The sequence below is a fragment of the Sphingopyxis sp. QXT-31 genome (assembly GCF_001984035.1).
Taxonomy (GTDB): domain Bacteria; phylum Pseudomonadota; class Alphaproteobacteria; order Sphingomonadales; family Sphingomonadaceae; genus Sphingopyxis.
This window is the reverse complement of record NZ_CP019449.1, coordinates 3704851-3731513: the sequence shown is the minus strand read 5'-3', so window position 1 is coordinate 3731513 and position 26663 is coordinate 3704851. Positions and strand designations below refer to the sequence as shown.

The 26663-nt window shown below is 67.5% G+C and carries 20 protein-coding genes; 9 read left to right on the top strand and 11 right to left on the bottom strand.

The genetic code is table 11. The annotated features are described in order from the left end of the window. Positions 1-170: 170 nt before the first annotated feature. The 7 genes from BWQ93_RS17890 to BWQ93_RS17860 form a co-directional block, all read right to left on the bottom strand. On the bottom strand, positions 171-869 hold the full coding sequence (locus BWQ93_RS17890; protein ID WP_077031673.1) for a glutamine amidotransferase: 699 nt from the start codon (positions 867-869) through the stop codon (positions 171-173). A gap of 173 nt (positions 870-1042) precedes the next feature. Further along, positions 1043-2539 carry a tryptophan halogenase family protein gene (locus BWQ93_RS17885; protein ID WP_077031672.1) on the bottom strand — a complete coding sequence of 499 codons (1497 nt, stop codon included), beginning with the start codon at positions 2537-2539 and terminating at the stop codon, positions 1043-1045. Beyond that, positions 2536-4575: a glycoside hydrolase family 97 protein gene (locus BWQ93_RS17880; protein WP_077031671.1), complete on the bottom strand. Its 2040-nt coding sequence runs from the start codon at positions 4573-4575 to the stop codon at positions 2536-2538. The genes BWQ93_RS17885 and BWQ93_RS17880 overlap by 4 nt, the downstream gene beginning before the upstream one ends. Then, positions 4575-6218 carry an alpha-amylase family glycosyl hydrolase gene (locus BWQ93_RS17875; protein ID WP_077031670.1) on the bottom strand — a complete coding sequence of 548 codons (1644 nt, stop codon included), beginning with the start codon at positions 6216-6218 and terminating at the stop codon, positions 4575-4577. Before BWQ93_RS17875 ends, BWQ93_RS17880 begins: the two co-directional genes overlap by 1 nt. Positions 6219-6228: 10 nt before the next feature. Then, a complete protein-coding gene (locus BWQ93_RS17870) occupies positions 6229-8040 on the bottom strand; it encodes an alpha-amylase family glycosyl hydrolase (RefSeq protein ID WP_077031669.1) in 1812 nt (603 codons plus the stop codon). Then, complete coding sequence (locus tag BWQ93_RS17865; RefSeq protein ID WP_077031668.1) at positions 8037-9536, bottom strand: tryptophan halogenase family protein; 1500 nt, start codon at positions 9534-9536, stop codon at positions 8037-8039. The genes BWQ93_RS17870 and BWQ93_RS17865 overlap by 4 nt, the downstream gene beginning before the upstream one ends. 78 nt (positions 9537-9614) lie before the next feature. Then, on the bottom strand, positions 9615-12479 hold the full coding sequence (locus BWQ93_RS17860; RefSeq protein WP_077031667.1) for a TonB-dependent receptor: 2865 nt from the start codon (positions 12477-12479) through the stop codon (positions 9615-9617). Positions 12480-12804: 325 nt separating this feature from the next. On the opposite strand from BWQ93_RS17860, the gene BWQ93_RS17855 reads away from it, so the two are divergent. After that, positions 12805-13839 (top strand): LacI family DNA-binding transcriptional regulator, encoded by a 1035-nt coding sequence (locus BWQ93_RS17855; protein ID WP_077031666.1) that lies wholly within the window; start codon positions 12805-12807, stop codon positions 13837-13839. A 249-nt stretch (positions 13840-14088) separates the two neighbouring features. Continuing rightward, the gene (locus tag BWQ93_RS17850) at positions 14089-15585 is read left to right on the top strand and encodes an MFS transporter (RefSeq protein ID WP_077031665.1); all 1497 of its coding nucleotides are present in this window, start codon (positions 14089-14091) and stop codon (positions 15583-15585) included. A 137-nt stretch (positions 15586-15722) separates the two neighbouring features. Here the strand turns inward: BWQ93_RS17850 and BWQ93_RS17845 are convergent, their stop codons facing one another. Together BWQ93_RS17845 and BWQ93_RS17840 are read right to left on the bottom strand one after the other, a co-directional pair. After that, the gene (locus tag BWQ93_RS17845; protein ID WP_077031664.1) at positions 15723-16208 is read right to left on the bottom strand and encodes a hypothetical protein; all 486 of its coding nucleotides are present in this window, start codon (positions 16206-16208) and stop codon (positions 15723-15725) included. Positions 16209-16264: 56 nt separating this feature from the next. Beyond that, positions 16265-17092, bottom strand: a complete 828-nt coding sequence (locus BWQ93_RS17840; RefSeq protein WP_077031663.1) for an alpha/beta fold hydrolase — start codon at positions 17090-17092, stop codon at positions 16265-16267. Between the two features lie 129 nt (positions 17093-17221). Here BWQ93_RS17840 and BWQ93_RS17835 point away from each other — a divergent pair, with 129 nt between their 5' ends. The 3 genes from BWQ93_RS17835 to BWQ93_RS17825 all read left to right on the top strand — a co-directional run bounded on the left by BWQ93_RS17835 (position 17222) and on the right by BWQ93_RS17825 (position 20139). After that, on the top strand, positions 17222-18232 hold the full coding sequence (locus BWQ93_RS17835; protein ID WP_077032519.1) for a GlxA family transcriptional regulator: 1011 nt from the start codon (positions 17222-17224) through the stop codon (positions 18230-18232). A 136-nt stretch (positions 18233-18368) separates the two neighbouring features. Beyond that, positions 18369-19016: a TetR family transcriptional regulator gene (locus tag BWQ93_RS17830; RefSeq protein ID WP_077031662.1), complete on the top strand. Its 648-nt coding sequence runs from the start codon at positions 18369-18371 to the stop codon at positions 19014-19016. A gap of 31 nt (positions 19017-19047) precedes the next feature. Further along, complete coding sequence (locus tag BWQ93_RS17825; RefSeq protein WP_077031661.1) at positions 19048-20139, top strand: acyl-CoA dehydrogenase family protein; 1092 nt, start codon at positions 19048-19050, stop codon at positions 20137-20139. Positions 20140-20296: 157 nt separating this feature from the next. Here the strand turns inward: BWQ93_RS17825 and BWQ93_RS17820 are convergent, their stop codons facing one another. Further along, positions 20297-21508, bottom strand: a complete 1212-nt coding sequence (locus BWQ93_RS17820) for an acyl-CoA dehydrogenase family protein (protein ID WP_077031660.1) — start codon at positions 21506-21508, stop codon at positions 20297-20299. 79 nt (positions 21509-21587) lie between these two features. On the opposite strand from BWQ93_RS17820, the gene BWQ93_RS17815 reads away from it, so the two are divergent. Genes BWQ93_RS17815 through BWQ93_RS17805 form a run of 3 tightly spaced genes read left to right on the top strand, consistent with a single transcriptional unit; the run spans position 21588 to position 23840 of the window. Then, a complete protein-coding gene (locus BWQ93_RS17815) occupies positions 21588-22445 on the top strand; it encodes an oxygenase MpaB family protein (RefSeq protein WP_232314654.1) in 858 nt (285 codons plus the stop codon). 22 nt (positions 22446-22467) lie between these two features. Continuing rightward, on the top strand, positions 22468-23436 hold the full coding sequence (locus BWQ93_RS17810) for an alpha/beta fold hydrolase (RefSeq protein WP_077031659.1): 969 nt from the start codon (positions 22468-22470) through the stop codon (positions 23434-23436). 20 nt (positions 23437-23456) lie between these two features. Beyond that, complete coding sequence (locus BWQ93_RS17805; RefSeq protein WP_077031658.1) at positions 23457-23840, top strand: OsmC family protein; 384 nt, start codon at positions 23457-23459, stop codon at positions 23838-23840. 9 nt (positions 23841-23849) lie between these two features. Here the strand turns inward: BWQ93_RS17805 and BWQ93_RS17800 are convergent, their stop codons facing one another. Continuing rightward, positions 23850-24854 carry a LacI family DNA-binding transcriptional regulator gene (locus BWQ93_RS17800; RefSeq protein WP_077031657.1) on the bottom strand — a complete coding sequence of 335 codons (1005 nt, stop codon included), beginning with the start codon at positions 24852-24854 and terminating at the stop codon, positions 23850-23852. 56 nt (positions 24855-24910) lie between these two features. Between BWQ93_RS17800 and BWQ93_RS17795 the strand changes: the two genes are divergently transcribed. Further along, positions 24911-26437: an MFS transporter gene (locus BWQ93_RS17795; RefSeq protein WP_232314653.1), complete on the top strand. Its 1527-nt coding sequence runs from the start codon at positions 24911-24913 to the stop codon at positions 26435-26437. The last annotated feature ends 226 nt before the right edge of the window (positions 26438-26663 follow it).

The window sequence follows — 26663 nt, the reverse complement described above, 5'->3', positions numbered from 1 at the left end:
GGTGGCGTAAACGATGGTGGATGGGGGCTGGTTGAGGCCGGTAGCCGACGGGCCGTTCCACAAATCCCGTTCGTGTCGAGCGTAGTCGAGACACGCTTTGGGAGCGCGTACCTTCGGGGTGTCTCGACTTCGCTCGACACGAACGGAATAGAGGATGGGCTGCTCTGCCCCTACCCTGCCAATTCCCCCAGCCACTGCCCGATCATCCGCCGCCCCGCCGCAACCGCGCCCGGGCCCAGCCGCGCGTGGTCGGCGCGCATCGTATCGGGCGAGCTGCCGACCTCGGCCAGCGCCTCGGGCCATTGGTCGACCCAATGTTCGAAGCGCGGGTCGAGGCCCATTTCGGCGTGGAATTGCAGCGCGAGGATGTTGGGTCCGCGGCGAAAGGCCTGGTGCGGATAGGCTGCGCTCGACGCGAGCAGTTCGACGTCGGCGGGCAGGTCGAAGGTGTCGCCGTGCCAGTGGAGCACCGGCACCCCGGCGAGATGGCCGAGCGGCGAGGCGGGATCGAGGATAGTCAGCGCGTCGAAGCCGACCTCCTTCGCGGGGCCCGGATATACGGACGCGCCGAGCGCAGCGGCGATCATCTGCGCGCCGAAGCACACGCCGAGCGTCGGCCGCCCCGCCTCGAGCCGGCGCGCGAGGCGCCGCAGCTGGCACGCGATCCACGGATGCTCGGCCTGCTCATAGACCCCCATCGGGCCGCCCATCATGATCAGCAGGTCGGGCGCGCCGAGGTCGAGTGCGCCGAAGCCCGGGTCGCCGACGTCGATGCGGTCGAGCCTGTAGCCCGCGGCCTCGATCGGCTCGCGGAAACCCGCGAGTCCCTCGTGCGGTACATGGCGGATGATGAGACCGGTCTTGGTCATGGGGCTGAACTGACTCGATAAATCTGGCGACGAAGCGAGTATTTGCCGCGCCGTTTCGAACGACTCGCATCTAGCCAGAATCGATACCCGCTGTCACTCTACCAAAGCAGTAGAGATACTGTGGCGGCCCGTAGCTGAGCTTGGCTTCCCTCAGCTACGGGCCGCCCGATTCCTCAAGTCGGCGGCCGGTGCGCGCCGAAGTTCAGCGCCGCGCGCCGCAGGAAATCATCGATCGCCGCCATGTCCGCCGCGCCGTCGCCCGGCGCCGCCGCGCGCATCCGCGCCGCGTCGGGAAACACTCCATAGCCCGCGAACAGGCAGTGCCAGCTGATGCTGCCATAATAGGCGCCGATACCGCGTTCGGCGATCACCGCGTCGATGTCGCTGCGGGTGAACCAGGCGGTGATCATCGCCTTGAGGTCGTCGGACAGGGTCTCCATCGCCGCGGCGTCGCGCCAATAATCGCCCGCGTCGGCGCGGCGGTTCATGCGGTAGTGCGCGACGATATAGTCGCGGATGCCCTCGTAGCGCGCGGCGATACGCGCGTTGAAGACGGCGCGGTGCTTTGGAGAGAAGCCACCGCTTTCGAACGCCGCGATGAACTCCTGCGCGGTCGCGATGACGATGTGCAGCGCGGTCGCTTCGAGCGGTTCGATGAAGCCCTGCGCCAGCCCCATCGCGAGACAATTGCCCGTCCAGCTCTCGGCGAGGCGCCCGACCTTCATCGAGAGGTGCCGTGCCGCGACCTCGTCGCCGACGCCGAGCGCGGTTCGGAGTTCGATCGCTGCCGCCTCGGGATCGATGTAGCGGCTGGAATAGACATAGCCGTTGCCGATCCGCGTGGTCAGCGGGATCGTCCAGCGCCAGCCCGCCGCCATCGCGCGGCTGCCGGTGGCGATCGGCAGCGGGGCGCCCTCGGCGTGCGGGGTGGGCATCACCACCGCGCGGTCGTTGAAGAGATTGTCTGCAAAGGGCAGGAATTTCGTGCCCAGCGCCTGCTCGGCGATCAGCGCGCGAAAGCCCGAGCAGTCGACGAAGAAATCGCCCTCGACCGCCTCGCCGTCTTCGAGCAACAGCGCCTCGACCGCGCCTTCGGAACCGACGCGCACATCCTCGACCTTGCGGGTCAGATGCGTCACGCCCAGCCCAACCGCATGGTCGCAGAGGAAGGCGCCAACCTTATAGGCGTCGAAATGATAGCCGTAGCTCAGCTCGAAGGGGAAGCTCTCGGCGGGATGCGGCCCCTGTCCCGCCGCCGCGAGCCGCGGCGCGAGGTAGAAGGCGTCGGGATGCGCGGGCACGTCGACCCCGCCGCGGCGCAGCGCCGCATTGCGGATGAAGGCCGACTGCGTGTGGACGTCGAGCGGTGCGGGGAAAGGATGGAAATAGCCCGGCGCGACGGCGCCGCCCCAACCTTCGAATCCGATGCCGATCTTGTAGGTCGCATCGCACGCTGGCATCCAGTCGCGCTCGGCGATGCCCAGCGCGTCGAAGAAAGCCTTCAATTGCGGCGTCGAACCCTCGCCGACGCCGATGATCCCGATCTCGGGCGATTCGATCACGGTGATAGCCGCGCGCCCCGCCCATTGCTTGGCGAACAGGCACGCGGTCATCCACCCCGCCGTCCCGCCGCCGAGTATGACGATGCGGAAGGGCGGGTTGTCGGTCACTTTCCGGGCACGAGCCGGATCGCCGCGCCGCCGCCGGGCGCGAGCCAGAGCTTGTAGGTGTCGCCCTTCTTCACCTTGATCGTCTCATAGGCGATGCGGTGGCGTGCGTCGGTCAGATAAGTGGCGCCCTCGCCGTCCTTGTAGATCGTCGCGGTGTAGGTCTTGCCCGGCTCGAGGAAATCGAAGGCGAGGTCGAGCGTGCGCGCGGTCGCGTCGTTGACCCCGCCGACATACCAGTCGGCGCTCGCGCGGTCCTTGCGCGCGAAGATCGCATAGTCGCCGACCGCGCCCGCGATCAGTTTGCTCTCGGCCCAGTCGGCGGGAACCTTGCTGATGAAATCGAGCTCGCGCGGGAATTTGGCCAGCGTCTCGGGGAAGTCGGCCGCCATCTGGATCGGCGAATAGATGGCAAGGTACAGGCCGAGCTGCTTCGCCAAGGTCGACGCCAGCGGGTCGTGGTTCGCCCCCTCGAGGCTGAGCACGCCGGGGGTGAAGTCCATCGGCCCCGACAGCATGCGCGTATAGACGAGGGTCGGCTCATGCTCGGGCCCGTTCGCGAACCGGCCCCACGCATTATATTCCATCCCCCGCGCGCCCTCGCGCGCGACCCAGTTCGGGTAGGTGCGGCGCAGCCCCGTATCCTTCACCGGCTCATGCGGATTGACCGCGACCTTGTATTTCGCGGCGGTCTCGACGACCTTCAGATGGTGCTGCACCTGGCGCTGGCCGTCGTGCCATTCCATACGCGTCTCGCCCGGCGCATCGCCCGGCGCGATGATCCCGCCGGCATCGGCGACATAGCCCGTCTTGACCGTCCCGACCCCGAGCGCGCCATAGAGCTTCATCGCCTCGTCGAGCTGCGCCTCGTAGACCGCGATATTGCCCCCGGTCTCGTGATGCCCGATCAGCTGCACGCCCTTCTTGCGGGCATAGTCGGTCACGCCCTTGAGGTCGAAATCGGGGGTCGCCTGGGTGAAGCTATACTCGTCGCCATGGCCGAACCAGTTGCCGTTCCAGCCCTTGTTCCAGCCCTCGACGAGCACGCCGCCGAACTTGTGCTTCGCCGCGAAGTCGATCGTCGCCTTGGTGCGCTCGGTGGTCGCGCCATGCTTGGGGCCCTCGGCCCAGCTCCAGTCGCCGCGGATCATCCCCCACCAGATGCCGACATATTTCATCGGCTTGAACCAACTGGTGTCGCCGAGCTTGTTCGGCTCGTTGAGGTTGAGCTCGAGGTCGCTCTCGACCAGCCCGGCGGCATTATCGGTAATGCGGATGGTCCGCCACGGCGTCGCGAAGGGCAGGTCGCGCACGACGCGCGGGCCGCGCGACGAGGGCGAGAGCGTCGCGCGGAACTTGCGCCCTTCGGCGCGCTTCAGCCACATGCCGGCATAATCGACCAGCGCCGCCTCGTGGAACGCCATATGCGTGCCGTCTTCGAGCCGGATCGTCATGGGCGTGTGCGCGGTCGCGACGCCCTCGATCGGGGTTTCCTGATAGACCTGCTCGTAGCGATTCCACTCGCCGCCGGGAATCCACCAGGCGGTGCCCGCGGGCGCGATGTCGAATTCGGTGATCTCGTCGGCGATCTTCGCGGTGGTCAGCCCCGGCTGCTCGGGCAGTTCGTAGCGAAAGCCGATGCCGTCGTCGAACAGGCGGAAGCGGACGTTCATCAAATGCCCGCCCCAGCTTTCGTTCTGGCGGAAGCGCACCAGCAATTCTTCGTGACGGTCGCGCACGAAGCGCCGCTCGCCCCACGGCAGCTCCCAGGTCGCATCGCCGCTCGCGCGCTCGACGCGCTCGATCGCGAAGCCGCGCTGGAGGCCGATGCGGTCGGTGAGGATGAAGCCGAGCTTCGACGGCGCGATCAACAGCTGGCCCTTGCGCGAGAGCGACCAGGTCGGGCGCTGGTCGTTGTCGGTTGCGACGGTCAGCACCAGCGCGCCGTCGGGCGAGGCCGCGGTGACCGGCGCGGGCGCTTGCTGCGCGAAGGTGGGGACCGCCGCGGCGGCGGCGGCAAACAGCATCGGGATACGCATCACTTCGTCTCTTCCATTTCGAGCCACAGGACGCCCGCAGGCGGCAACTTGTCGGGCTCGGCGCCGTTCAGCGCGAGCAGTATGCGCCCGCTCTCTGTCGCCACATCGATCGTCCCCGCGCCGAGGTTGAACAGGCAGCGCAGATGCTGCCCCTCACCGATCCGGTCGAAGCCGAGCAGGTCACCCTGCACCACCCAGCGCGCATTGGCGCCGAGCCGCAGCGCCGGGCTCGCCGCCCGCAGCGCGAGCAGGCGCCGCGTCAGCGCCAGCATCGAGCCGGCATCGGCCTCCTGCCGGTCGACCGCAAGCGCATCATGCGCCTCGCCGAGCGGCAGCCACGGATCGCCGTCGCTGAACCCCGCGTGGCGCGCCCCCGCGACCCACGGCAAGGGCGTGCGCGCGCCGTCGCGCGACAGCGTCAGCGGCCAGTTCTTCAGCGCCTCGGGATCCTTGACCAGTTCGAGCGGAATATCGACCTGCCCCAGCCCCAATTCCTCGCCATTATAGAGGATGATATTGCCGCGCAGCGCGCACAGCAGCGCCATCTTCATCGCGGCATAGGCGGACGCATCGACCCCCTCGACCGCCCAGCGCGACAGCGCGCGCGGCGCGTCGTGATTTTCGAACGCCCAGCTCGGCCAGCCGATGCCCGGCGCGTCGGGCCACTGCTCGGCGGCCTCGCGCACCAGCCGCGGGGTCAGCGCGTCGGCGTAGAGGAAGTTGAAGCCATAGGCGCTGTTGAGGCGCCGCTCGCCCGCGGTGAACAATTTCATCTCGCGCTCGGCTTCTTCGCCGCCGACCTCGGCGACGGTGAAGGCGCCCTCATATTGGTCGGTCAGCGCCCGGATGCGCTCGAGGAACAAAGCGATGTCGGGGTGCGACTGATTGTAGATCTTCTGCTGGAAATCGAAGGGCCGCGTGCGCGGCTTGTTCGACGGCGGCGCGGGCGGATTGTCGCGTAGCAGCGGGTCGTGCATCGCGAAATTGATCGCATCGATGCGAAAGCCGTCGACCCCGCGGTCGAGCCAGAAGCGCACCGCATCGAGCAAGGCGTCCTGCACGTCGCGGTTGTGGACGTTGAGCTGCGGCTGGCTGCTCAGGAAATTGTGCATATAATATTGGCCGCGCCGCGCGTCCCATGTCCACGCCGGGCCGCCGAACACCGACTGCCAGTTGGTCGGCGGCGAGCCATCGTCCCTGGCATCGGCCCAGACATACCAGTCGGCCTTGGCATTGGTCCGGCTCGCGCGGCTCTCCGCGAACCAGGCATGCCGGTCGGAGGTGTGCGCGAAGACGAGGTCGGTGGTGACCTTCAGCCCCAGGCCGTGCGCCTTCGCCACCAGCGCGTCGAAATCGGCGAGCGTACCGAAGATCGGGTCGACGTCGCAATAATCGGCGACGTCGTAACCGAAATCCTCCATCGGTGAGGGATAGAAGGGCGACAGCCAGATCGCATCGACGCCGAGGCTGGCGACATAGTCGAGCCGCGCGGTGATGCCGGCGAGGTCGCCGATGCCGTCGCCGTTCGAATCGGCGAAGCTGCGCGGATAGATCTGATAGATGGCGGCGCCCTTCCACCACGGCAGGGCGGCGCCGGGCGCGGGGGCGAAATCGGGTTTGGGGAGGGACTGGTTCGTCGTCACTTGGCGTCGCTTATTCGCTGGCCTGGCAGATGATCGTGCCGAAGGCGGGGAGGGAAAGGGGCAAGCTGCCCGGCGCCGCAGGCGCCGCCGGACACTCGCCATGGAGCGCGGTAAAGCCCGCGCTTTTCATATCGATGGCAATATTGGCGGTAACGGGTTCTGCGGAGGTGTTGAACGCGACCACCGTCTCGCGCCCGCTGTCGGGGTCGAAGCGCGACAGTGCGAACAGCCCCGGCTTCTCCGAAAAGGCGCGCAGCTTCGTGGCGCCGCGCGACAGCGCCGGGCTCGCGCGGCGCACCGCCGCGAGCTCGGCGATATGGCGATAGAGCGGATGGCCGGTGTCGAAATTGGCGGCCGCGGTCGTCGCGTCGCTGCCGATCAGGTCGTTGTCGTTGTACACCGCAACCTGCGAGGCGAACATGTCCTCGCGCGCGAGCTGGTCGTTGCCATCGGAGACGAAGCCCTGTTCGTCGCCATAATAGATCACCGGCACGCCGCGCAAAGCCAGCAACATGCTGTGCCCCAGCTTCACGCGTGCGAGCAATTCGGCCTCGCTCGCGCCCGGGTTCGCCTGTTTCACGAACATCGCGAAGCGCCCCATGTCGTGGTTGCCGAGGAAGGTCGGCAGTTCGAGCGCGGCGTTTGCGCCGCCCTTGTAAAGCAGGTCGCCGTCGAACAATCGCGCGAAGTCGGCGGTGCCCTTGGTGCCGCTCACCGCGTCGATCGTCGCGCGCGCGAAGGCGAAGTCGAGCACCGCGGGCAGCCCCGCCGCATGCGTGTGCCAGGCGAGCCCGCCCGGGTCGACCGCGTCGATATAGACCTCGCCGAAGATGTGGAAATTGGGGATGCCCTTCGCTTTGGCGCGCGCCTGCATCGCGGGGACGAAGGCCTGCCAGAATTCGGGATTCACATGTTTGGCGGTGTCGATGCGGAAGCCGTCGATGCCGAATTCGTCGATCCAGCGGCCGTAGATGTCGACGAAGCCCTGAACCACTTTCGGGCTCTCGGTCGCGAGATCGTCGAGCCCCGCGAAATCGCCGTAGAGCGAGGATTCGCCGACCCAGTCGCTGTTGCCGCGGTTGTGATAATGGATCGGGTCGTTGAGCCACGCGGGCACCTTCACCTTCTCTTCGCCCTTGGGCACCACCGGGGTGTAGGCGAAGTCTGGATCGGTGAGCTTCGCCCAATTCTCCGCGCTGGCATCATGCTCGCCAGCGAAGCCCGGGTTGATCGGCGCGCCCGAAACCCCGCCGCGCCGCGAATAAGGATAGTCGGCGAGGCTGCGATATTTATAGCCCTCGGCCTCGCCCTCGGCATAGCGGATCACGTCCGCGGTATGGTTGGTGATGATGTCCATATAGACCTTCATCCCGCGCTTGTGCGCCGCATCGACGAAGGCCTTGAACTCGGCGTTGGTGCCGAAATGCGGGTCGACCTGGGTGAAGTCGGTCACCCAATAGCCGTGATAGCCCGCGCTCTCGTCGCCCTTCGGCCCCTGCACCGGCTTGTTCTTGAACACCGGCGCGAACCAGATCGCACTCGCGCCCAGCCCCGCGATATAGTCGAGCCGCTTGGTCAGCCCCGCGAGGTCGCCGCCATGGTAGAAGCCCTTGGCGGACGGGTCATAGCCCGTCGCGAGCCGGTCGCCCTTCAGTCCGCCCTTGTCGTTCTTGGCATCGCCATTTTCGAAACGGTCGGGCAGCACAAAATAGACGAGCTCGTCGGTCGGCGCGCGTGCACGCACCGCGGCGATATCGGAATCCTCGGCCGCGGCAGGCAGCGGTGCCAGCAGCAAGGCAAGCAGGGCAAGGCGGCGGATCATGCGGCAACTCCGGTCGGGGACATGCTGTTCAGAAAGGCGTCGTAGGGCTGCATCGCCGCGACCTCGCGTTCGATCACCAGCCGGTTCGTATCGAGGAAGGTCTTGAGGTCGGCTTCGCTCAGCGTGTCGGCGAGCGGGTGCCAGGCGGTCGGCATCACCCCCTGCCCGACGAGCACCTGCAGCCAGCCGGGCTCGGTGAACAATTCCTCATGCTCGCGCACGATCAGGCCCTGCGCGCGGAACTGGTCGAGCTTCGCGGCGAGCGTATCGGGGATGTCCATCGCCGCGCGCTCGCGCCAATAGGGCGTGTCGGCGCGTTCGGTGGCCTTGTAGTGGAGGACGATGAAGTCGCGGATGCGCTCCCATTCGAAATCGCTCTGCTGGTTGAACTCGGCGACGATCGCGGGGTCGGGTGCGCCCGCGGGGAGCAGGTTCAGGAGCCGCGAGATGCCCGACTGGACGAGGTGGATGCTCGTCGATTCGAGCGGTTCCATGAAGCCCGCCGCGAGGCCGAGCGCCACGACGTTGCGGTTCCACATCTTGCGCCGTTTGCCGCTGGTGAAGCGCAGCCGGTTGGGGGGGGCCTGCGCGGGCCCGTCGAGGCTGGCGAGCAGCGCCGCCTCCGCCGCATCGTCGTCCAGGAAGCGCGAGCAATAGACATAGCCGTTGCCGATGCGGTGCTGCAGCGGGATGCGCCACTGCCACCCCGCCTCGCGCGCGACCGCGCGGGTATAGGGCTGCTGCGGCGTGTCGCCATGGCCGCAGGGCACCGCGACGGCGCGGTCGTTGGGCAGCCAGTGCGACCAGTCCTCATAGCCCGTGGCTAGCGCGCCCTCGATCAGCAGCCCGCGGAAACCCGAGCAGTCGACGAACAGCTCGCCCGCGACGCGGCGCTCGCCTTCGAGCAGGACCGCCGCGACATCGCCATTGTCGGCGCGCTCGGCCGAAACGACCTTGCCCTCGACGCGCGTCACGCCCCAGCCCTCAGCGCGTTTCCGCAGGAAGGCCGCGTACAGCCCGGCATCGAAATGAAATGCGTAGGGCATCGCGGGCGCATGCGCCGAGCCCCCCGCGCCGCGCCGGAAGCGCCCCGCGTGGGCGGCTTGCTCGTTGAGCGAATAGGCGTCGAGGCTGTCCGCGATCCCCAAGCTCCGCCCGCGCAGCCAATATTGGTGAAAGGGCAGCAGCCCCAGCCCGCGCCCGATCGCTCCGAAGGCGTGCATGTAGCGATGCCCCGGCCGCGTCCAGCCGTCGAATTCGATGCCCTGCTTGATCGTGCCCTGAGTGGCGCGCAGGAACGCGTCCTCGTCGATGCCGAGCGCTTCGTTGAACAGGCGTATCTGCGGGATCGTCGCCTCGCCGACGCCGACGGTGCCGATCGCCTCGCTCTCGACCAAAGTCACCGACCAGCCCTGCGGCAGGAAGCGGCGCAGGCACGCCGCGGCCATCCAGCCCGCCGTGCCCCCGCCGATGATGATGAGCCGCATGGGGGTCATTTGATCGACCTCAGGCCTCGGGTGCAAACAAAATTGCGGGGGCGGCGGCATCCCGCCGCCCCCGCAAGGGGGAGGGTATCAGAATTTGAACGAGGCGCCCGCGAGGAAGCGGCGGCCATAGGTCTGATAGTCGATCACCGCCCGGCTATCGCGCGGATCGTCGGTGACGAAGGGCTCGTCGGTCAGGTTCTGGCCCTGGACGAACACCGACAGGCCTTCGAGCGCGCTGCCCGGCTGGAAATCATAGCCGATCTGCGCGTCGATGATCGTCTCGGCCCGCGCGCGGCGCCGCACGCGGTTGCCGCCGAAGCCCGACAGCTCGCCGATGAAGCTCGACCGGTAGCGCGCGCTGGCGCGGGCGTTGAAGCCCCATTTCTCGAAATAGGCGGTGCCGTTGGCGACCCATTTCGAATAGCCGGGGATGTCCTCCGACGGCGCGCCCGGGGTCGGCTGGATATTGGTCTTGGTATAGGACGCGCTGCCCGTCAGCCCGAAGCCATCGAGCGCCGAGGTGAAGGTGCTGAACGGCAAGGTCGCGGCGAATTCGGCGCCGTAGAGCTTGCCGCCCTCGCCGTTGATCGGCGCGTTGATCGTGCCCATGTAGTTGACGATGATCGGCAGCGGATCGCGGTTGGGGAAGCCGTCGCCATCCGTATCCCCCGAATCGTTACCCGGCGCCTGAATAGGATAGCCGGTGAAGTCGAACGGGATCGCTTGGTTGTAGATATAGCTTTTCAGCTGCTTGTAGAACAGCTGCACCGCGACATAGCCCGAGCCGCCGAAATATTTCTCGAAGGTCAAATCGGCGGCGTTGGCGCGCCACGGGCGGAGGTCGGGATTACCCGCATCGCCGCGCACGACGGCGCAGGTCCGACCGGCCGGGCAGACGATCCCGCCCGGATCGCCGATCGTCGTGCCATAGCTCAGCGACGCGCGCATGTCGTCGAGCCGCGGCCGGATGATCTCGCGCGCGAGGCCGAGGCGGATCACGAAATCGCTGTCGGTGCGCAGCGACAGGTTCAGGCTGGGCAGGACGTCGAGATAATCGGTGCTCCGGCGCTGCGGAATGCCCTGGATGTTCGGCGAGCCATTGGGGTTGGTCCCGATGAACGAGCCCGAAGCGCCGTTCGAATTCTGGTCGGTGAAGATCGCCTGGACGCCGATATTGCCGGTCAGCGCCGACGAGCCCATTTCCTGGTCGATATTGGCCTGGAGATAGGTGGTCATCAGTTTCTCGGAGACGTCATAGGCCTTGACCACGACGTCGCCATAGGGGTTGGGCACCAGCCGGTAGATGCCCGCCGCGAGCAGGTCGCGCGGGTCGTAGCTGACCACCGGGCCGAGCCCGAGGTACGAGAGATTGGTCGTGCCGCGGCGGAACTCCTCGGGGATGGTGACGCTGGTCAGCCCGTCGGTGTTCGCGACCAGCCCGACGAAGGCCTCGTCGGGGGTCAGGCTCTTCTTGCGGTCGGTATAATTGACCCCGAACTGCACCGATTTCAGGAAGCCGTCGAGTTCGCGCTCGACCTCGACCCGGTACTGCCACAGCTCGTCCTCGATGATACGGTTGTTGTAATAGCCGTCCTGCCCGCCCTGAATGCGGTCGCCGTTGACCCCGGTCTGGTTGCCGCCCCAGCCGAGCGGGCTGGTCAGCTTGATCAGATTATAGTCGCCATAGTTGAGCGTCGGGCTGAACACCGTGCCGTTGATGTCGCTGGTGAAGCCGATCGTATCGCGCGCGCCGACGCCCGCGCCGCGCCCGGTGCCAGCGTTGCTTTCGAGGATCAGTTCGTTGCGGTCGGTCTTTGACAGGCTGATGTCGGCGGTGACGTTCCAACCGTCGTCGCCTTCCCATTTGTTGTTCCAGCCGAAGGAATAGAGCTTGGCGTTACGCTCGAACACGTCGTTGCGCACCACGCCCTCGACATTGGTGAAAGTGCCCGCGCGCGCAAAGACGAACTCGCCGCTGCTGTCGACGTCGGTGACATTGACCCCGACGCTGCCCTCGAAGCCGAGCGGCAGTTCGATGCCGCGCTTGATCTGGTCGTCGCTGAAATCCGAATAGAACGCATCGAAGGTCGAGGTGAAATTGGGATGCGGGCGCCACTGCACCGTGCCCTGCAGCCCGAGGCGCGTCAGCTGGGTCGAGGTCGCATAGCTTTTCGACCCGCCGATCACCACCGGGCTCGCGGCGGTGCCGCCCCCGGCATAGCCCCAGGCGTTGAATTCCTGGATCTGATAGGGCTCGTCGACATAGCTCGCCGACAGCGCGATGCCGAGCGTGTCGTTCGCGAACTGGTCGACGAACACGCCGTTGACGCGGTAGCCATATTTCTTCGACCCGACGTTGAGCTTGCCGAGATCGGCCCAGGTGCCGCGCCCACCGATCGAGAACACGCGCTTGCCGTAATCGAGCGGACGGATGGTGCGCAGGTCCACGGTGCCCGACAGGCCCTGCCCGACGATCGACGCCATCGGCGTCTTGTAGACGAGGACCTGGTTCACGACCTCGCTGGGATATTGGTCATATTCGACCGCGCGATTGTCGCCGGTCGAGGTCTGCTCGCGGCCGTTGAGCAGGGTGGTCGAGAAGTCGGGCGCGAAACCGCGGATCGAGATCGCGTTCGAACGCCCCGACACGCGCTGCGAGGTGAGGCCCGGCAGGCGCGCGATCGCTTCGGCGATCGACGCATCGGGTAGCTTGCCGATATCCTCGGCCGACACCGATTCGACGATCTGGTCGCGGGTCTTCTTGGCGTTGACCGCGCTCTGCAGGCTGGCGCCATAACCGGTGACGACGATCTCGTCCTCGCCGGCATCGTCGGCGACGGGCGCGCTGTCCTGCGCGAAGGCGTGCGGCGCGAAGACACTCATCGCGAGGCCCAGCGCGAGGACGCTGGCGCCGCGGCGCAGTTGCGGATGGCGATTGGTCGGCTTGCTCATGTTCTTACCCCTGGTGCGACGGGGTGGTCTGGCCACGCGTCGGCAAAGGGGGCGGCGCCAGTCGGCCGCACGGCATCCTCACCTTCCGCGTGGGTTGATCCCATCGTCTGCCCCCGCACTTGGAACCAATCGCCCGGCGCCACCATAGGGTATACGTATACGCATATTATGCGGCGGCGCAGAGTGTCGCCGAAAAGCCACGCTTTTAGACAATCGACCGTGTGCGCCGCCGCCTGCCGTTCCTGCGTTGCATCGACCGGACCAATCGCTAGGCTTATGCGCTGCAGGGCGCCGGAAACAGGCGCCCGCACGACAGGAGAGGAGCATGGGGCGCCCGCCCTCCGCCAAGCCGACCAGCTTCGACATCGCCTATCTGGCGGGCGTGTCGCAACCGACCGTCAGCCGCGCGCTGCGCGGCAGCAAGTCGGTGAGCGCCGCGACGCGCGCGAACATCGAGCGTATCGCGCGCGAGCTCAACTACACCGTAGACAAAAATGCCTCGAGCCTGCGCTCGCAGCGCACCCACACGCTCGCCCTGCTCTTCTTCGAGGATCCGACCCCCGACCAGTCGATGATCAACCCCTTCTTCCTCTCGATGCTGGGGTCGATCACGCGGCAATGCGCGCTGCGCGGCTACGACCTGCTGATCAGCTTCCAGCAGATGCACAACGACTGGCACGTCGCCTATCAGGACAGCCACCGCTCGGACGGGATCATCCTCTTGGGCTACGGCGACTATCAGACCTACCGGTCGAAGCTCGAGCATCTGGTCGAAATGGACACCAAATTCGTGCGCTGGGGTTCGGTGTCGGACGACAGCATCGGGCTCACCGTCGGTTCGGACAATATTGGCGCGGGGGTGCAGGCGGGCGAGCATCTGGTCGCGATCGGGCGCCGGGCGATCGCCTTCCTCGGCGACGCGTCGGACCATGCGCCCGAGTTCCAGGACCGCTACACCGGCCTCTGCCGCGCGATGGCGGCGGCGGGGCTGACCCCCAACCCCGCGCTCCAGCAGGATGCTGTGTCGTCGGAGGAATCGGGCTATGCCGCGGCGCAGGCGCTGCTCGCGGGGGGCAAGAGTTTCGACGCGATCTTCGCCGCGAGCGACCTGATCGCGATCGGCGCGATGCGCGCGCTGACCGAGGCGGGGCTGAAGCTGCCGCACGACGTCGCGATCATCGGCTTCGACGACATCCCCGCCGCCAGCCAAACCTCGCCGACGCTGACCACGGTGATGCAGGATCTGAAGGGCGCGGGCGAACTGCTCGTCGACGCGCTGCTCGCGCGGATCGATGATGTGGCGGTCGAGCGGAGCGTGCTGCCGACGCGGTTGATCAAAAGGCAGAGCACGGCGGTTTAGAACAATATCGCCCTCTCCTTCAGGGGAAGGCAGCGAGACTTGGCAGCTTGCTGCCTAGTCGCAGCGGGTGGGGGCCCGAAACCTTGAGCAAGGCCGATGGCCCCCACCCCTCCCCTGAAGGAGAGGGGCTTCGAGCGACCCACCCCCAACGCATTCGTATACCCACCCAGCCACGCTTGCCCTCCCCCGCCCAACCCGGCAATCCTTGCGCAGCAAACGCCGCACCAGCCGGCGCGCCGGGGAGAGCATATGGAAAAGCCGCGCCAGAATTTCGCCGGCCTGTGGAACATCGGCTTCGGCTTCCTCGGCATCCAGATCGGCTTCGCGCTGCAGAACGCGAATATGAGCCGCATCTTCCAAACATTGGGAGCCGAGCTCGAACAATTGCCGATCCTGTGGGCCGCGGCGCCGCTCACCGGGCTGCTCGTCCAGCCGGTCATCGGCCATATGTCCGACCGCACCTGGCTCGGCAGGTTGGGGCGGCGGCGGCCCTATTTCCTCGCCGGCGCGATCCTTGCGGCGCTCGCGCTGCTGATCATGCCCGAATCCTCGGTGCTGTGGTTCTCGGTGCTGATGCTGTGGGTGCTCGACGCGTCGATCAATATCTCGATGGAGCCGTTTCGTGCCTTCGTCGGCGACATGCTGCGCCGCGACCAGCACGCCGCGGGCTATGCCGTGCAAACCTTCTTCATCGGGGTCGGCGCGGTGGCGGGTTCGTCCTTCCCCTGGCTCCTCGACCATCTGGGCGTCGCCAACACCGCGCCGCCGGGGCAGATCCCCGACACGGTGCGCTACAGCTTCTGGGCCGGCGGGCTCGTCTTTTTCCTCTCGGTGCTGTGGACCGTGCTGACGACGCGCGAATATTCGCCCGAAGAAATGGCGGCCTTCGCGACGAGCGACACCGTCGCCGACAGCCCCGACACGCTCCGCCTGCTCGCGGCGCGCGGCTATCGCGGCAGCGCGATCTGGGCCGGTGCGGGCCTGGCCATCGCCGCCCTCGTCGCCGAGTTCGGCCTCGAAAAGGAGATGTACCTGCTCGCCGCGCTGGTCGCGGGCTATGGCCTTGCCAGCGCGGTCGCCATCGCGCTCGCCCGCGCGGGGCGCGAAAACAATATGCTCGCGCATATCGTCGGCGACTTCGCGGGCATGCCCCCCGTGATGAAGAAGCTTGCACTGGTGCAATTCTTTAGCTGGTCGGCGCTGTTCATCATGTGGATCAACACGACGCCGGTGGTCGCGCAATATATGTTCGGCAGCACCGACACCGCGTCGGCGACCTATCAGGAGGGCGGCAATTGGGTCGGCATATTGTTCGCGGTGCAGAACGGCGTTGCGGCGATCGCCGCGCTTACGCTTTTGCCCTTGCTGTCGAAGCGCGTGGGGCAGGCGCGCACGCATCTGATCTGCCTCTTGACCGGCGCCGCGGGGTTCGCGAGCTTCCTCGTGCTGCGCGATCCGCAGGCGCTGCTGCTCTCCGAAATCGCGATCGGCATCGCCTGGGCGTCGATCCTCGCCATGCCCTATGCGATCCTCGCCTCGAACCTGCCGCAGGCCAAGCTCGGCATCTATATGGGGCTGTTCAACATCTTCATCGTGGTGCCGCAGCTGCTGGTGGCGACGCTCATGGGGCAGGTCATGAAGGCGCTGTTTCCCGGCGAGCCGATCTGGACGATGGCCTTCGCCGCCGCCGCGTGGGCGCTGGCGGCGCTGGCGATGACGCGGGTGGCGGGCGAGGTGCGCCAATAGAAATCCTCCCTGCCGCGAAGCGGTGGGGAGGGGGACCGCGCCCGGAGGGCGTGGTGGAGGGGCCGCGACGTCGAAGCCCCTCCGTCAGCCCTGCGGGCTGCCACCTCCCCATGGCTTCGCCACAGGGAGGATCATCATCAAGCGAGCGCCTTCGCCTTCACTGCGCGGTAGCCAAGCCAGACCACCCCCGCCAGCAGCACCGCCTGCGCCACCAGAAACGGCGGTTCGTTGCCGTTGGGCGCCAGCATGTTGAGCGCGGGCACTTTGAGGAAGCTCTGCACGACCAGCACGAACAGGTTGAGCCACAGCGCGATCGTCGCGGTCACCGCGTAGATCGTCCGCGCCGAACCCGCGAGCTTGCGCACATACCAGGCCCAGAAGGTGAGGACGAGGATCAGCGTCGAGAGGATGCCGACCCCGAGCGCGGGGGTGAAGGCGACGATCGGGAAGAGGAAGCCCGTCAGGCTGGTGAGCAAAGTCGTCCACAGGAAGACGCCGGTCAGCCGGGGCAGGATGCGTCCGCGCGCGAAGGCGGGGAGCGCGATCAGGCCGGTCAGGATGCCGACGAAGCTGATCGCGACGTGGAGTAGGGTGAACTGCGGGATGGTGAGACCGAGGATCATGGCACGTCTCCTTCGAGCAGAAGGGGCGCGGGGTTCGAGCCCGCGCCCGCTGCATATCAGCTGTTGATGAAGTCCAACAGGTCGGCGTTGAACCGGTCCTGATGGGTGACCGTCAGGCCATGGTCGGCGCCTTCATAGACCTTGAGCACCGCCTGCTTGACGATCTTGACGGTCGAGAGCGCTGCGGCGCCGATCGGCACGATCTGGTCGTCGTCGCCGTGCAGGACGAGCGTCGGCTTGTCGAAGCGCTTCAGATCCTCGTGGAAGTCGCTCTCCGAAAAGGCGCGGATGCTGTCGAGCAGGCCCTTGAGGCCGCCGTTCAGGCCCTGCCGCACGAAATCGTCGCGCACCGCTTCGCTGATCACGGCGCCTTCGCGGTTATAGCCGTAGAAGGGGAGCGTCAGATCCTTGAAGAACTGCGGGCGGTTGTCGAAGGTGCCCTTGCGGATGCCGTCGAACACTTCGAGCGGCAGGCCGCCCGGATTGGCTTCGGTCTTGAGCATCAGCGGGGGGACCGCGCCGATCAGCGCGACCTTGGCGACCCGGTCGGTGCCGTGGCGGCCGATATAACGGGTGACTTCGCCGCCGCCGGTCGAGTGGCCGACGAGGATGACGTCATGCAGGTCAAGCTGTTCGATCAGCTCGCCGAGGTCGTCGGCGTACTGGTCCATATTGTTGTTCTCCCAGACCTGGTCCGAGCGGCCATGGCTGCGGCGGTCGTGAGCGATGGTGCGAAAGCCCTGGTTGGCGAAAAACACCATCTGCGCATCCCAGGCGTCGGCGCTGAGCGGCCAGCCGTGCGAGAAGATGATCGGCTGCCCATCACGCGGACCCCAGTCCTTGTAGAAGATGTGCGTGCCGTCCTTTGTGGTGATCGTGGTCATGTCGTGGTTCCTTTCTTTCGGTGGGGCGAAAGTGGTCCGTCCCTGTGCCACCTCATCTACGCCGCAAGGGGCTTGCGCGGGATTGGCGGAAACGACATTATGCGGGCCGATTGCGACAAAGGAGCGACGATGCCCCGAATCAAGGTTCCAGACACGACCGCAGCGACGCTCCCCGAGATCGGGCTGATGCTCTACCCCGACTGCCAGATGGGCATGGTCAGCGGCATCACCGACCTGTTCCACGTCGCCGGCCGCTTCGCCGCCGAGCATGAGCGCGCGCCGATCCGCGTCAGCCACTGGCGGCTGCAGGAGGCGGGCGGCTTTGCGCGCTGTTACGACAGCCACTCCGGCGAACCCTACACCACCGCGCCGACCTACCTCATCGCCCCGGGGAGCCTGCACAAATTGCTCGAGGCCGACGAGGTCGTTCCCTATGCGCGCTGGCTGCTCGACCGCCACGCGCAGGGCACGACGCTCGCCTCGACCTGCGGCGGCGCCTTTGCGCTCGCGGCGACCGGGCTGCTCGCGGGGCGCCCCGCGACGACGCACTGGTTCTTCGCCGACGAATTCCGCGCGCGCTTCCCCGAGGTGCGCATGGAATCGGACCGCATGGTCATCGACGACGGCGACATCATCACCGCGGGCGGGCTGATGGCGTGGACCGATTTGGGCCTGCGCATCGTGGAGCGGCTGCTCGGCCCGACGGTGATGATGGAAACCGCGCGCTTCTTCCTGATCGACCCCGGCGGCCGCGAGCAGAAAAATTACGCGAGCTTCGCCCCGCGCCTCACCCACGGCGACGAAGCCATCCTGAAGGCCCAGCACTGGTTGCAGGCGAAGGAGGGCCGGATGTCGGGGGTCGCCGAACTCGCCGCCGAGGCGGGGCTCGAGGAGCGCACCTTTCAGCGCCGCTTCAAGGCCGCGACGGGCCTGACTCCGATCGAATATTCGCAGCATCTGCGCGTCGGCAAGGCGCGCGAACTGCTGGAGTTCACGCGCCGTACCGTCGACCAGATCGCATGGAGCGTCGGTTACGAGGACGCCGCGGCCTTCCGCAAACTCTTCCACCGCATCACCGGCCTGTCGCCCAACGACTATCGCCAGCGCTTCTCGACCGGATCGCTGGCGAGCGTCGCCTGAGATGCTGACTGCCGCGCGGCGATGAGGGCTTCCAGAAACGAAATTATAAGCCGCGTCCGCTATCAATCATGATAGATAAGGCGACAGCATTTGCATTTTGCGGGCAATGATGGTCTGTCGGGCGCGAGGAGCGACAATGGCCACCCGAAGTGAAAAGGCGGAAAGCCGGACGCGCGGATCGATCCGCGACGCCCTGCTCGACGCGGCGAGCGCGCTGATGCGCGAGCAGGACAAGATCGACATCGGCATCGTCGAGATCGCCGCGCGCGCCGGGGTGAACCACGGCATGATCCGCTATTATTTCGGCGACAAGGAAGGCATGCTCGCCGCGCTGCTCGACCGCGACGTGATCCGCGCGATCCACCAGCTCGACGCGCTGTTCCGCCTGCCCGTCACCCCGACCGAGCGGATGCGCATCCACCTCGAGGGCATCGTCGATACCTATTACCGCATCCCGTATCTCAACCGGCTGATCCAATATATGGTCCGCGACGCCGAGCCCGAGCGCGTGCGCCACATCGGCGACGAATTGCTGTCGAAGATCGCGGGGGCGCAGGCGCGGATGATCGAGGAGGGCATCGCCGCAGGCGAGTTCAATCCTGTCGATCCCAAGCTTTTCTACTTCAACACCATCGGCGCGGCCGACGGCCTCTACTCGAACCGCCTGACCCTGCAGGTCGTGTTCAAGGGCAAGCCGCACGCCGACGACGACCTCCATACGCGCTACCGCGCGCATACCGTCGAGACCCTGCTCGCGGGGCTGGTGAAGAATTATCAGACTTGATAATTAGGCCGCCGCGCCGCATAAGCCGGGCATGAACCTCGAATTTGACGACGACCAGCGGATGCTGCGCGACGCGCTCGCGCGCTTCCTGGCGCAGCAGCTGCCGTTCGAAAAGCGCCGTGCGATGCGCGATGCGGCGGCGCAGCTTGCGCTGTGGCGCGCAGCCGACGGCGGCATCGGGATCGGCGCAGCGGCGCTGCCGACGAGCATCGGCGGCTTTGGCGGCGGGCGCGTCGCGGCGATGATCGTTGCCGAGGAGCTTGGCGCCGCGCTGGCGGTCACCCCCTATATCGACTGCCATGTCCTGACCGCCGAATTGCTGCTGGCGCTCGGCGAGAGCGCGCGCGCCGCCGCGATCGCGCGCGGCGAGGCGCTGATCGTCACGGCGATCGAGGAGCCCGCGACGCGCGGCGCGATCGGCGCGATCGCGGCGCGCGCAGCGCGCGCCGACGACGGCTGGACTCTGGCGGGGCGCAAGATCGCAGTGGCCTTCGCCGCCGAGGCCGACCATGTCGTCATCCCCGCGCGCGACGGCGAGGACGATCTGCGTCTCTTCCTCGTCCCCGCGGCGTCGCTCGAGGGGCGGCTCCATGCCTATTGGACGATCGACGACATGCCCGCGGCCGACATCGATCTCGATGGGCTGTGGGTCGACAGCGCCGCCGAAATCGGGCGCGGGCAGAACGGCGAGGCCGCGCTGCAGGCGGCGGTCGATGCCGCCATCGCCGCGCTCGCGGCCGAGGCGGCGGGGCTCGCGCGCGTGCTGCTCGACGATACCTTGCTCTACGCCAAGCAGCGCCGGCAATTCGGCGCGACGCTGTCGAGCTTCCAGGCGCTCCAGCACCGGATGGTCGACATGCTGATGCTGCGCGAGGCGATTTCGGCCGCCGCCTTGCTCGCCGCGCTCAAGCCCGGCGACGCGCAGGCGACCGCCGCCGCCAAGGCGACGATCGGCGACGCGCTGCGCAAGATCGGGCAGGAGGCGGTGCAGCTGCACGGCGCGATGGGCATGACCGAGGAACTTCGCGTCGGCCATTATTTCAAACGCGCGACTGCGATCGAGCAACGGTTGGGGACGAGCGAGATGCATGTCGCGCGTTATGCGGCGGGGATGGCGATCTAATCAGATCCTCCCCATCGCGAAGCGTTGGGGAGGGGGACCGCCGCGAAGCGGTGGTGGAGGGGTCTGGCCTTGCACCGACGCCTGACGGCGTCGAACCCCTCCGTCAGCCCTGCGGGCTGCCACCTCCCCATCGCTGCGCGTGGGGAGGATCGTCAGGTCACAGCCCCAGCACGGCCTTCGCCAAAATATTCCGCTGGATCTCGTTCGAGCCAGCGTAGATCGACCCCGCGCGCTCGTTGAAATAGCGCAGCGGCGCGATCGCCTGCCATGCTGCGCCGGTCACATGCCCGTCGCCGGGCACCACATGCACCGGCACCTCGGCCCCCGGCATCGCGGCGTGCGGCTGGAACGCCAGCCCCGCGGGGCCCGCGGCCTCATAGGCGAGCTCGGTGATATGCTGCGCAAGCTCGGTCGACATTATCTTGAGCATCGACGCCATCACGCCGACGCTCTCGCCCTGCCCCGCCGCGGACAGCAATTTGAGCTCGATCATCTCCAGGACATCGACGCGGATGCGCGCCCTGGCGAGCTTGTGCGCAAAGACCGGGTCGCCCTCCATCGTCGCCTGCGCCTCTTTGGCCAGCGCATCGACACGCATCGCCAGCGCGGGGGCGTGCGCCGATCCGCCGCGTTCGAATTCGAGCAGATATTTGGCGACGGTCCAGCCGCGATCGACCTCGCCGATCACATTGCTCCGCGCCGCGCGCGCGTCGTCGAAGAACACCTCGGCCTGGATCGTCTCGCCCGAGATCATCGTCAGCGGGCGCACCGTCACCCCCGGCTGGTCCATCGGCACGAGCAGGAAGGTGATCCCCTGCTGCGGCCGCTCGTGCTTTGACGTGCGCACGAGGCAGAAGATCCAGTTCGCCTCGCCCGCGTGCGTCGTCCAGATCTTCGACCCGTTGAGGACGAAGTCGTCGCCGTCGGGGACCGCGCTCATCTGGAGCGCGGCGAGGTCCGAGCCCGCCCCCGGCTCCGAATAGCCTTGGCAGAAAAAGACCTCGCCGGTCAGGATGCGCGGCAGGAACCAGTCCTTCTGTGCATCGGTGCCGAAGGCAGCGATGACATGCGCGACCATATGGATGCCCATCGGCGACAGTGCCGGCGCCCCGGCGCGCGCGCGTTCGCGGGCGTGGAGATAAAATTGCGCCGGGGTCCAGGCGCGCCCGCCATGCTCGGGCAGCCAGTGCGGCGCCGCCAGCCCCGCGGCGTGCAGCCGTACCTGCCAGTCCATCGACACCTGATGGTCGGGATAGACGCTGGTTGCGAGCTCAGCCCCGGCGCGGAGTTTCGGCGTCAGTTCGCGCGCCAGCAAGTCGCGCATCTCCGCGGCGAAAGCCTCTTCCTCGGCGCTCCAGTTCAGGTCCATCGTCTCGTCCGTTGCCTATCGTTATCACATCTGATAACAGCTTTGCGAACATGGTCAATTGCGACGGAAGATAATCCGCATGAACCGCATGACGAATACGCCGCCGGGCATGGCGATCGATTTCAGCAAGCCGACGGGCGAACCGTCACTGCTCGCGCCCGATTCGCTGCAGTGGCGCATCTTCAAGAACCCGATCGCGATGGCGGTCGGCGGGGTCGCGGCGGTGCTGCTCGAATTCGCCGACGCGCGCATCCGCTCGGGGGTGTGGGACCATTCGATCTACAAGACCGACCCGATCGGCCGCTCGCAGCGCACGGGGATGGCGGCGATGGTGGGGGTTTACGGTCCAGCCAGCGCGGCGCGGCGGGTGATCGGCGGGGTCAATCGCATGCACGCCAAGGTGTCGGGCGAAACGCCGAAGGGCGAGGCCTATACGGCGCTCGACCCCGAACTGCTCAACTGGGTCTATGCCACGGCGCAATATGGTTTCCTCACCGCCTATCACCGCTTCGTGCGCCCGCTGTCGGCGGCCGAGCAGGCGCGTTACTGGGCCGACGGCGAGCCCGTCGCGGCGCTCTACGGCGTGACGCACACGCCCAAGTCCGAGGCCGAATTCCTGGCGATGATGGAAGAGCTGCTGCCGCGCTTCGAGCCGCACCCGATCAACGGCGAGTTCCTCGATATCATCCGCTCGGGCCGCGCCGCGCCGTCGGTGCCGCGCTTCCTGCACAAGGCGCTCGCGCGCGCCGCGGTGTCGCTGCTGCCGCCCGTGGTGCGCCAGCGGCTCGAGCTCGGACCCGAGCACGACCTTCGCACGCGCGACCGGATCATGGTGAAAGCGATGGGCAAGCTCGCCGACCGCCGCAAGGACCCCACCTCGCCCGCGTGGCAGGCCGCCTTGCGCCTCGGCCTTCCCGGCGATACCGCCTGGCGATAGGCGACGAAGCAAGCGGGGCGGAATGAGCGAGGCAGCAACGATCATCACCGCCCCCGACGGCGTGCGCCTTGCCGCCGACGTCGCGGGTTCCGGACCGCTGGTCCTTTTCGTCCACGGCTTCCCCGAGCTGCGCCAGTCGTGGCAGCGCCTGACCGCGGCCGCGGTAACGGCGGGCTATCGCACCGCGGCCATCGACGTGCGCGGCTATGGCGACAGCGACCGGCCCGCCGCGGTCGAGGCCTATCGCATGGAGGCGATCGTCGCCGATCTGGTCGCGGTCGCCGACGCGCTCGCGCCGGACGAGCCCGTCACGCTCGTCGGCCACGACTGGGGCGCCTCGATCGTCTGGAACAGCATCATGGCGCGCCCCGACCGTTTCGGCGCGGTCGCGGCGCTGTCGATCCCCTGGCTCGGCCGCGCCGCCGCACCGTTCGACGCGATGTTCAAGCGCCGCTTCACCGACAAGGGACGCTTTTTCTACCAGGCCTATTTCCAGGAGCCGGGGGTCGCCGAGGCCGAGCTCGAGACCGATCCTGCGCGCTTCCTGCGCGCTTTCTACCATTGCATCTCGGGCGATGCCGCGCCCGGCGACTGGCCCAACGACAAGCCGCATGGCGCGAAACTGCTCGACGGGCTGCGCTTCCCCGACCGCGTGCCGCCGTGGCTCCATGCGGGCTATTTCGAGCAGGCCGCGGCGACTTTTGCGCGCACGGGGTTTGCGGGGGCGCTGAACCGATATCGCAACCATGGCCGCGACTTCGATTGGGCGGGGCAGTTCGATCCCGTCATCCGCCGCCCCGCGCTGTTCGTCGGCGGCACCAGCGACCCCGCGCTCGTGCTGGGCACCGCAGACCCCATCCCGCTCATGCGCGAAGTCGTTCCCGATCTCGAGGCGCATATGCTGGAGGGCTGCGGCCACTGGACGCAGGCCGAGCGCGCGGCGGAGGTCGAGGCCTTGCTCATTCCATGGCTCCGGCGCACCATCACCTGACCACCGAAGGAGAGACGAGCATGGCGCACGGTACCGCGATCATCGGTAAGGACCGCTATCGCACCGAGATCGACGTCGGCGGCCACAAGCTCGTCTCCGACGAGCCGCCCGCGCTCGGCGGCGGCGCGGCCGGGCCCGCGCCTTACGACCTGCTGCTCGCCAGCCTCGGCGCCTGTACAGCGATCACGCTGCGCATGTACGCCGACCGCAAGGAGTGGCCGCTTGAATCGGTCGAGGTCGGCCTCCGCCTGTCGGGCCAGCATCCCGACCGCCGCATCGACCGCACGCTCAAGATCGCCGGGCTCGACGCCGAGCAGGCGGCGCGCCTCGCCGACATCGCCGAGCGTACCCCCGTGACGCTGACGCTGAAGGGCGGGCTGCCGATCGACACGCGGCTCGTCTGAACCGCCGCCTCACGCCCCGCAGGATTCGCGGACGATCAGATGCGTCGGTAGATAGTCGAGGAACTGTTCGGCATGCGCGTCCATCACCTGCGAGACGAGGCGGCGGCCCGCCTCGAGCGTGTCCTGCTGGATCGTCGTCAGCGCCGGGGTGCTGAGCCGCGCGAGCAGCATGTCGTCGTAGCCGACGACCGAGACGTCCTTGGGCACCGACAGATTGGCCTTGCGCAGCGCGCGGATCGCGCCGAGCGCGATGAGGTCGCTCGAAGCGAAGATCGCGTCGGGGCGCTGGCCGCGCGCGAGCAATTGCCCGAGCGCGCGTTCGGCCGATTCGAAGCCGAAATCGACGCGCACGTCGAGCGCCGGGTCGGCCTGAAGCCCGTTCGCCTCCAGCGCCTCGACATAGCCCTGCCGCCGCTGCATCGCCTCGGGATCGCTCGACCCGACGAAGGCGATCGCCTTGCGCCCCAGCCGCGCGAGATGCAGCGTCGCGCGGCGCCCGCCGAGGACATTGTCGGAGCCAACCGAGCGATATTTCTGCCCCGGCAGATGCGCGCCCCAGACGACGAAGTTGCTGTTCGCCTCGGCGAGCTGGTTGAAGCCGTCGTGGAGCATGCTCTGCCCCAGGAAGATCACGCCATTGGCGCGGCTGGTGGTCATCACCGCAACGAGGTCGTCGATGTCGCGCGGCGCGGTATGGCTGACGGTGAAATCGCAGTCGCGCGCGCGCGCCGCCTCGCCGATGCTCGCGAGCAGCTCGAGGAAGAAGGGGTGCGACAGCGGCAGCGGGCGGCCGTGCATATGCGGGGTGACGACGACGATCGATCCCTCGGCCCCCATCGGCGCCGCGGGCATGTGGCTGCGGAAGGGATAATGATGTTCGCGCGCGAGTGCCCAGATCTTCTTCTTGGTCGCCACGCTGATCAAGGGATGGTCGTTGAGCGCGCGCGAGACGGTCGAGATCGACACGCCCGCCAGCCTTGCCAAGTCTTCCAATCTGGTATTGTTGCTGCTCATGAAGGGCCATCCGTGTCCGGCGTCGGGGGCTGCCCTAGCACAGGAGGGGGGAGGGAATGCAAGATTTGCATATCGCTGACCCGCCGCAGCGTGGGCATACGCCCGAATCGTCCGAATATCGCGCGCCCAATTTGCATATCTGGACGATGTGCTTTGCATTGTTCGGCATCCAGATCGTCTGGGGGCTGCAGAACGCCAATACCAGCCGCATCTTCCAGGCGCTGGGCGCCGATGTCGCCGCGCTGCCCGCGCTGTGGATCGCGGGGCCGATCACCGGGCTGATCGTCCAACCGATCGTCGGCCACCTCAGCGATCATTCGCGCTCGCGCTTCGGCAAAAGGCGCCCTTTCCTGCTCGCCGGCGGATTGCTCACCGCGCTCGCGCTGCTGGTCATGCCCAATGCCACGACATTATGGACCGCGATCGCGGCGCTGTGGCTGCTCACCGCGTCGATCAACATCACCATGGATCCCTCGCGCGCGCTGGTCGCCGACAATCTGCCGCCGGCGCAGCGCGCGCGCGGCTATGCGGTGCAGGTCTTTTTCATCGGCACCGGCGCGGTCTTCGCCTCGGCGCTGCCGTGGATGCTGGTGAACTGGTTCGGCGTCGCGGGCACCGCGGCGCCGGGCGCGCTGCCCCCCGCGCTGCGCTATGCCTTCTACATCGGCAGCGCGTGCCTGGTGGTGTCGGTGCTGTGGACCGTAACCTTCACGCGCGAGCGACCGGCAACCGGCGGCGCGGCGCCCGCTGAGCGCCCTGCGCCCGCCACGACCGGCCCGATCGTGCGGCTCAGCGCCGGCGGACGCACGCCCGCGATCGGCGGCGCGGCGCTGCTGCTCGCCGCGCTGCTGCTGCGCTGGCAATGGGAGGTGGTCGTGCTCGCCGCGGCGACGGCGCTGATCGGGCTGGCGCAGCTCGCCGCCGGGCGCCGCCGCGCGCGCGGCGACGCGTCGCTCGGCCTGTTCCAGATCGGCGAGGATTTTGTGCGCATGCCCGCCGCGCTGCGGCGGCTGGCGGTGGTGCAATTCTTCACCTGGTTCGCGCTGTTCGCGATGTGGATCTATGCCACCCCCGCGATCGCGCGCAGCCATTTCGGCGCGGCCGACCCGGCGTCGGCCGCCTATAACGCCGCCGCCGACTGGGTTGGCATCTTGTTCGCGACCTATAATGGCGTCGCGGCGCTCGGCGCGCTCGCGCTGCCGACGCTGTCTGCGCGAATCGGCGAGCGCCGCGCCTATGCCGCTTGCCTGTGGTGCGGCGCCGCGGGCATGGCGGGTTTCGTGCTGATCTCCGACCCCGGCCTCCTCTGGCTCGCGGCGGTCGGCGTCGGGCTCGCCTGGGCGGCGATCCTGTCGCTGCCCTATGCGATCATCGTCGGCGCGGTACCGCCCGCGAAGGTCGGCGTGTACCTCGGCATCCACAATATCTTCCTCGTGATTCCGCAGCTCGTCGCGGCGATCGGCCTCGGCCCGCTCGTCGCCGGGCCGATGGGCGGCGCGCCGGCGATGGCGCTCGCGATCGCAGCGGAGCTGCTCGGCGTGGCGGCGCTCGCCGCGCTGCTGATTCCGCGCCCACAGCCCTGACTTAACCTCTCGAATGCAAATATTTGCATCAATTGATTGGTGTACAAACGTATGCAGGGCGCCCCTTCACGCACCGCAGAAAATCCAAAAACCGCATCAATTCCCGTTCATATAATTGATTTTCATAGATAAAATATCCCATTCCGGGCGCCGGAAAATACGCTTGCCATTTGTGCAACAATGCGCAAAATCATGCAAATGGTCGAGCGGGTAGTCTCCGCCTCGG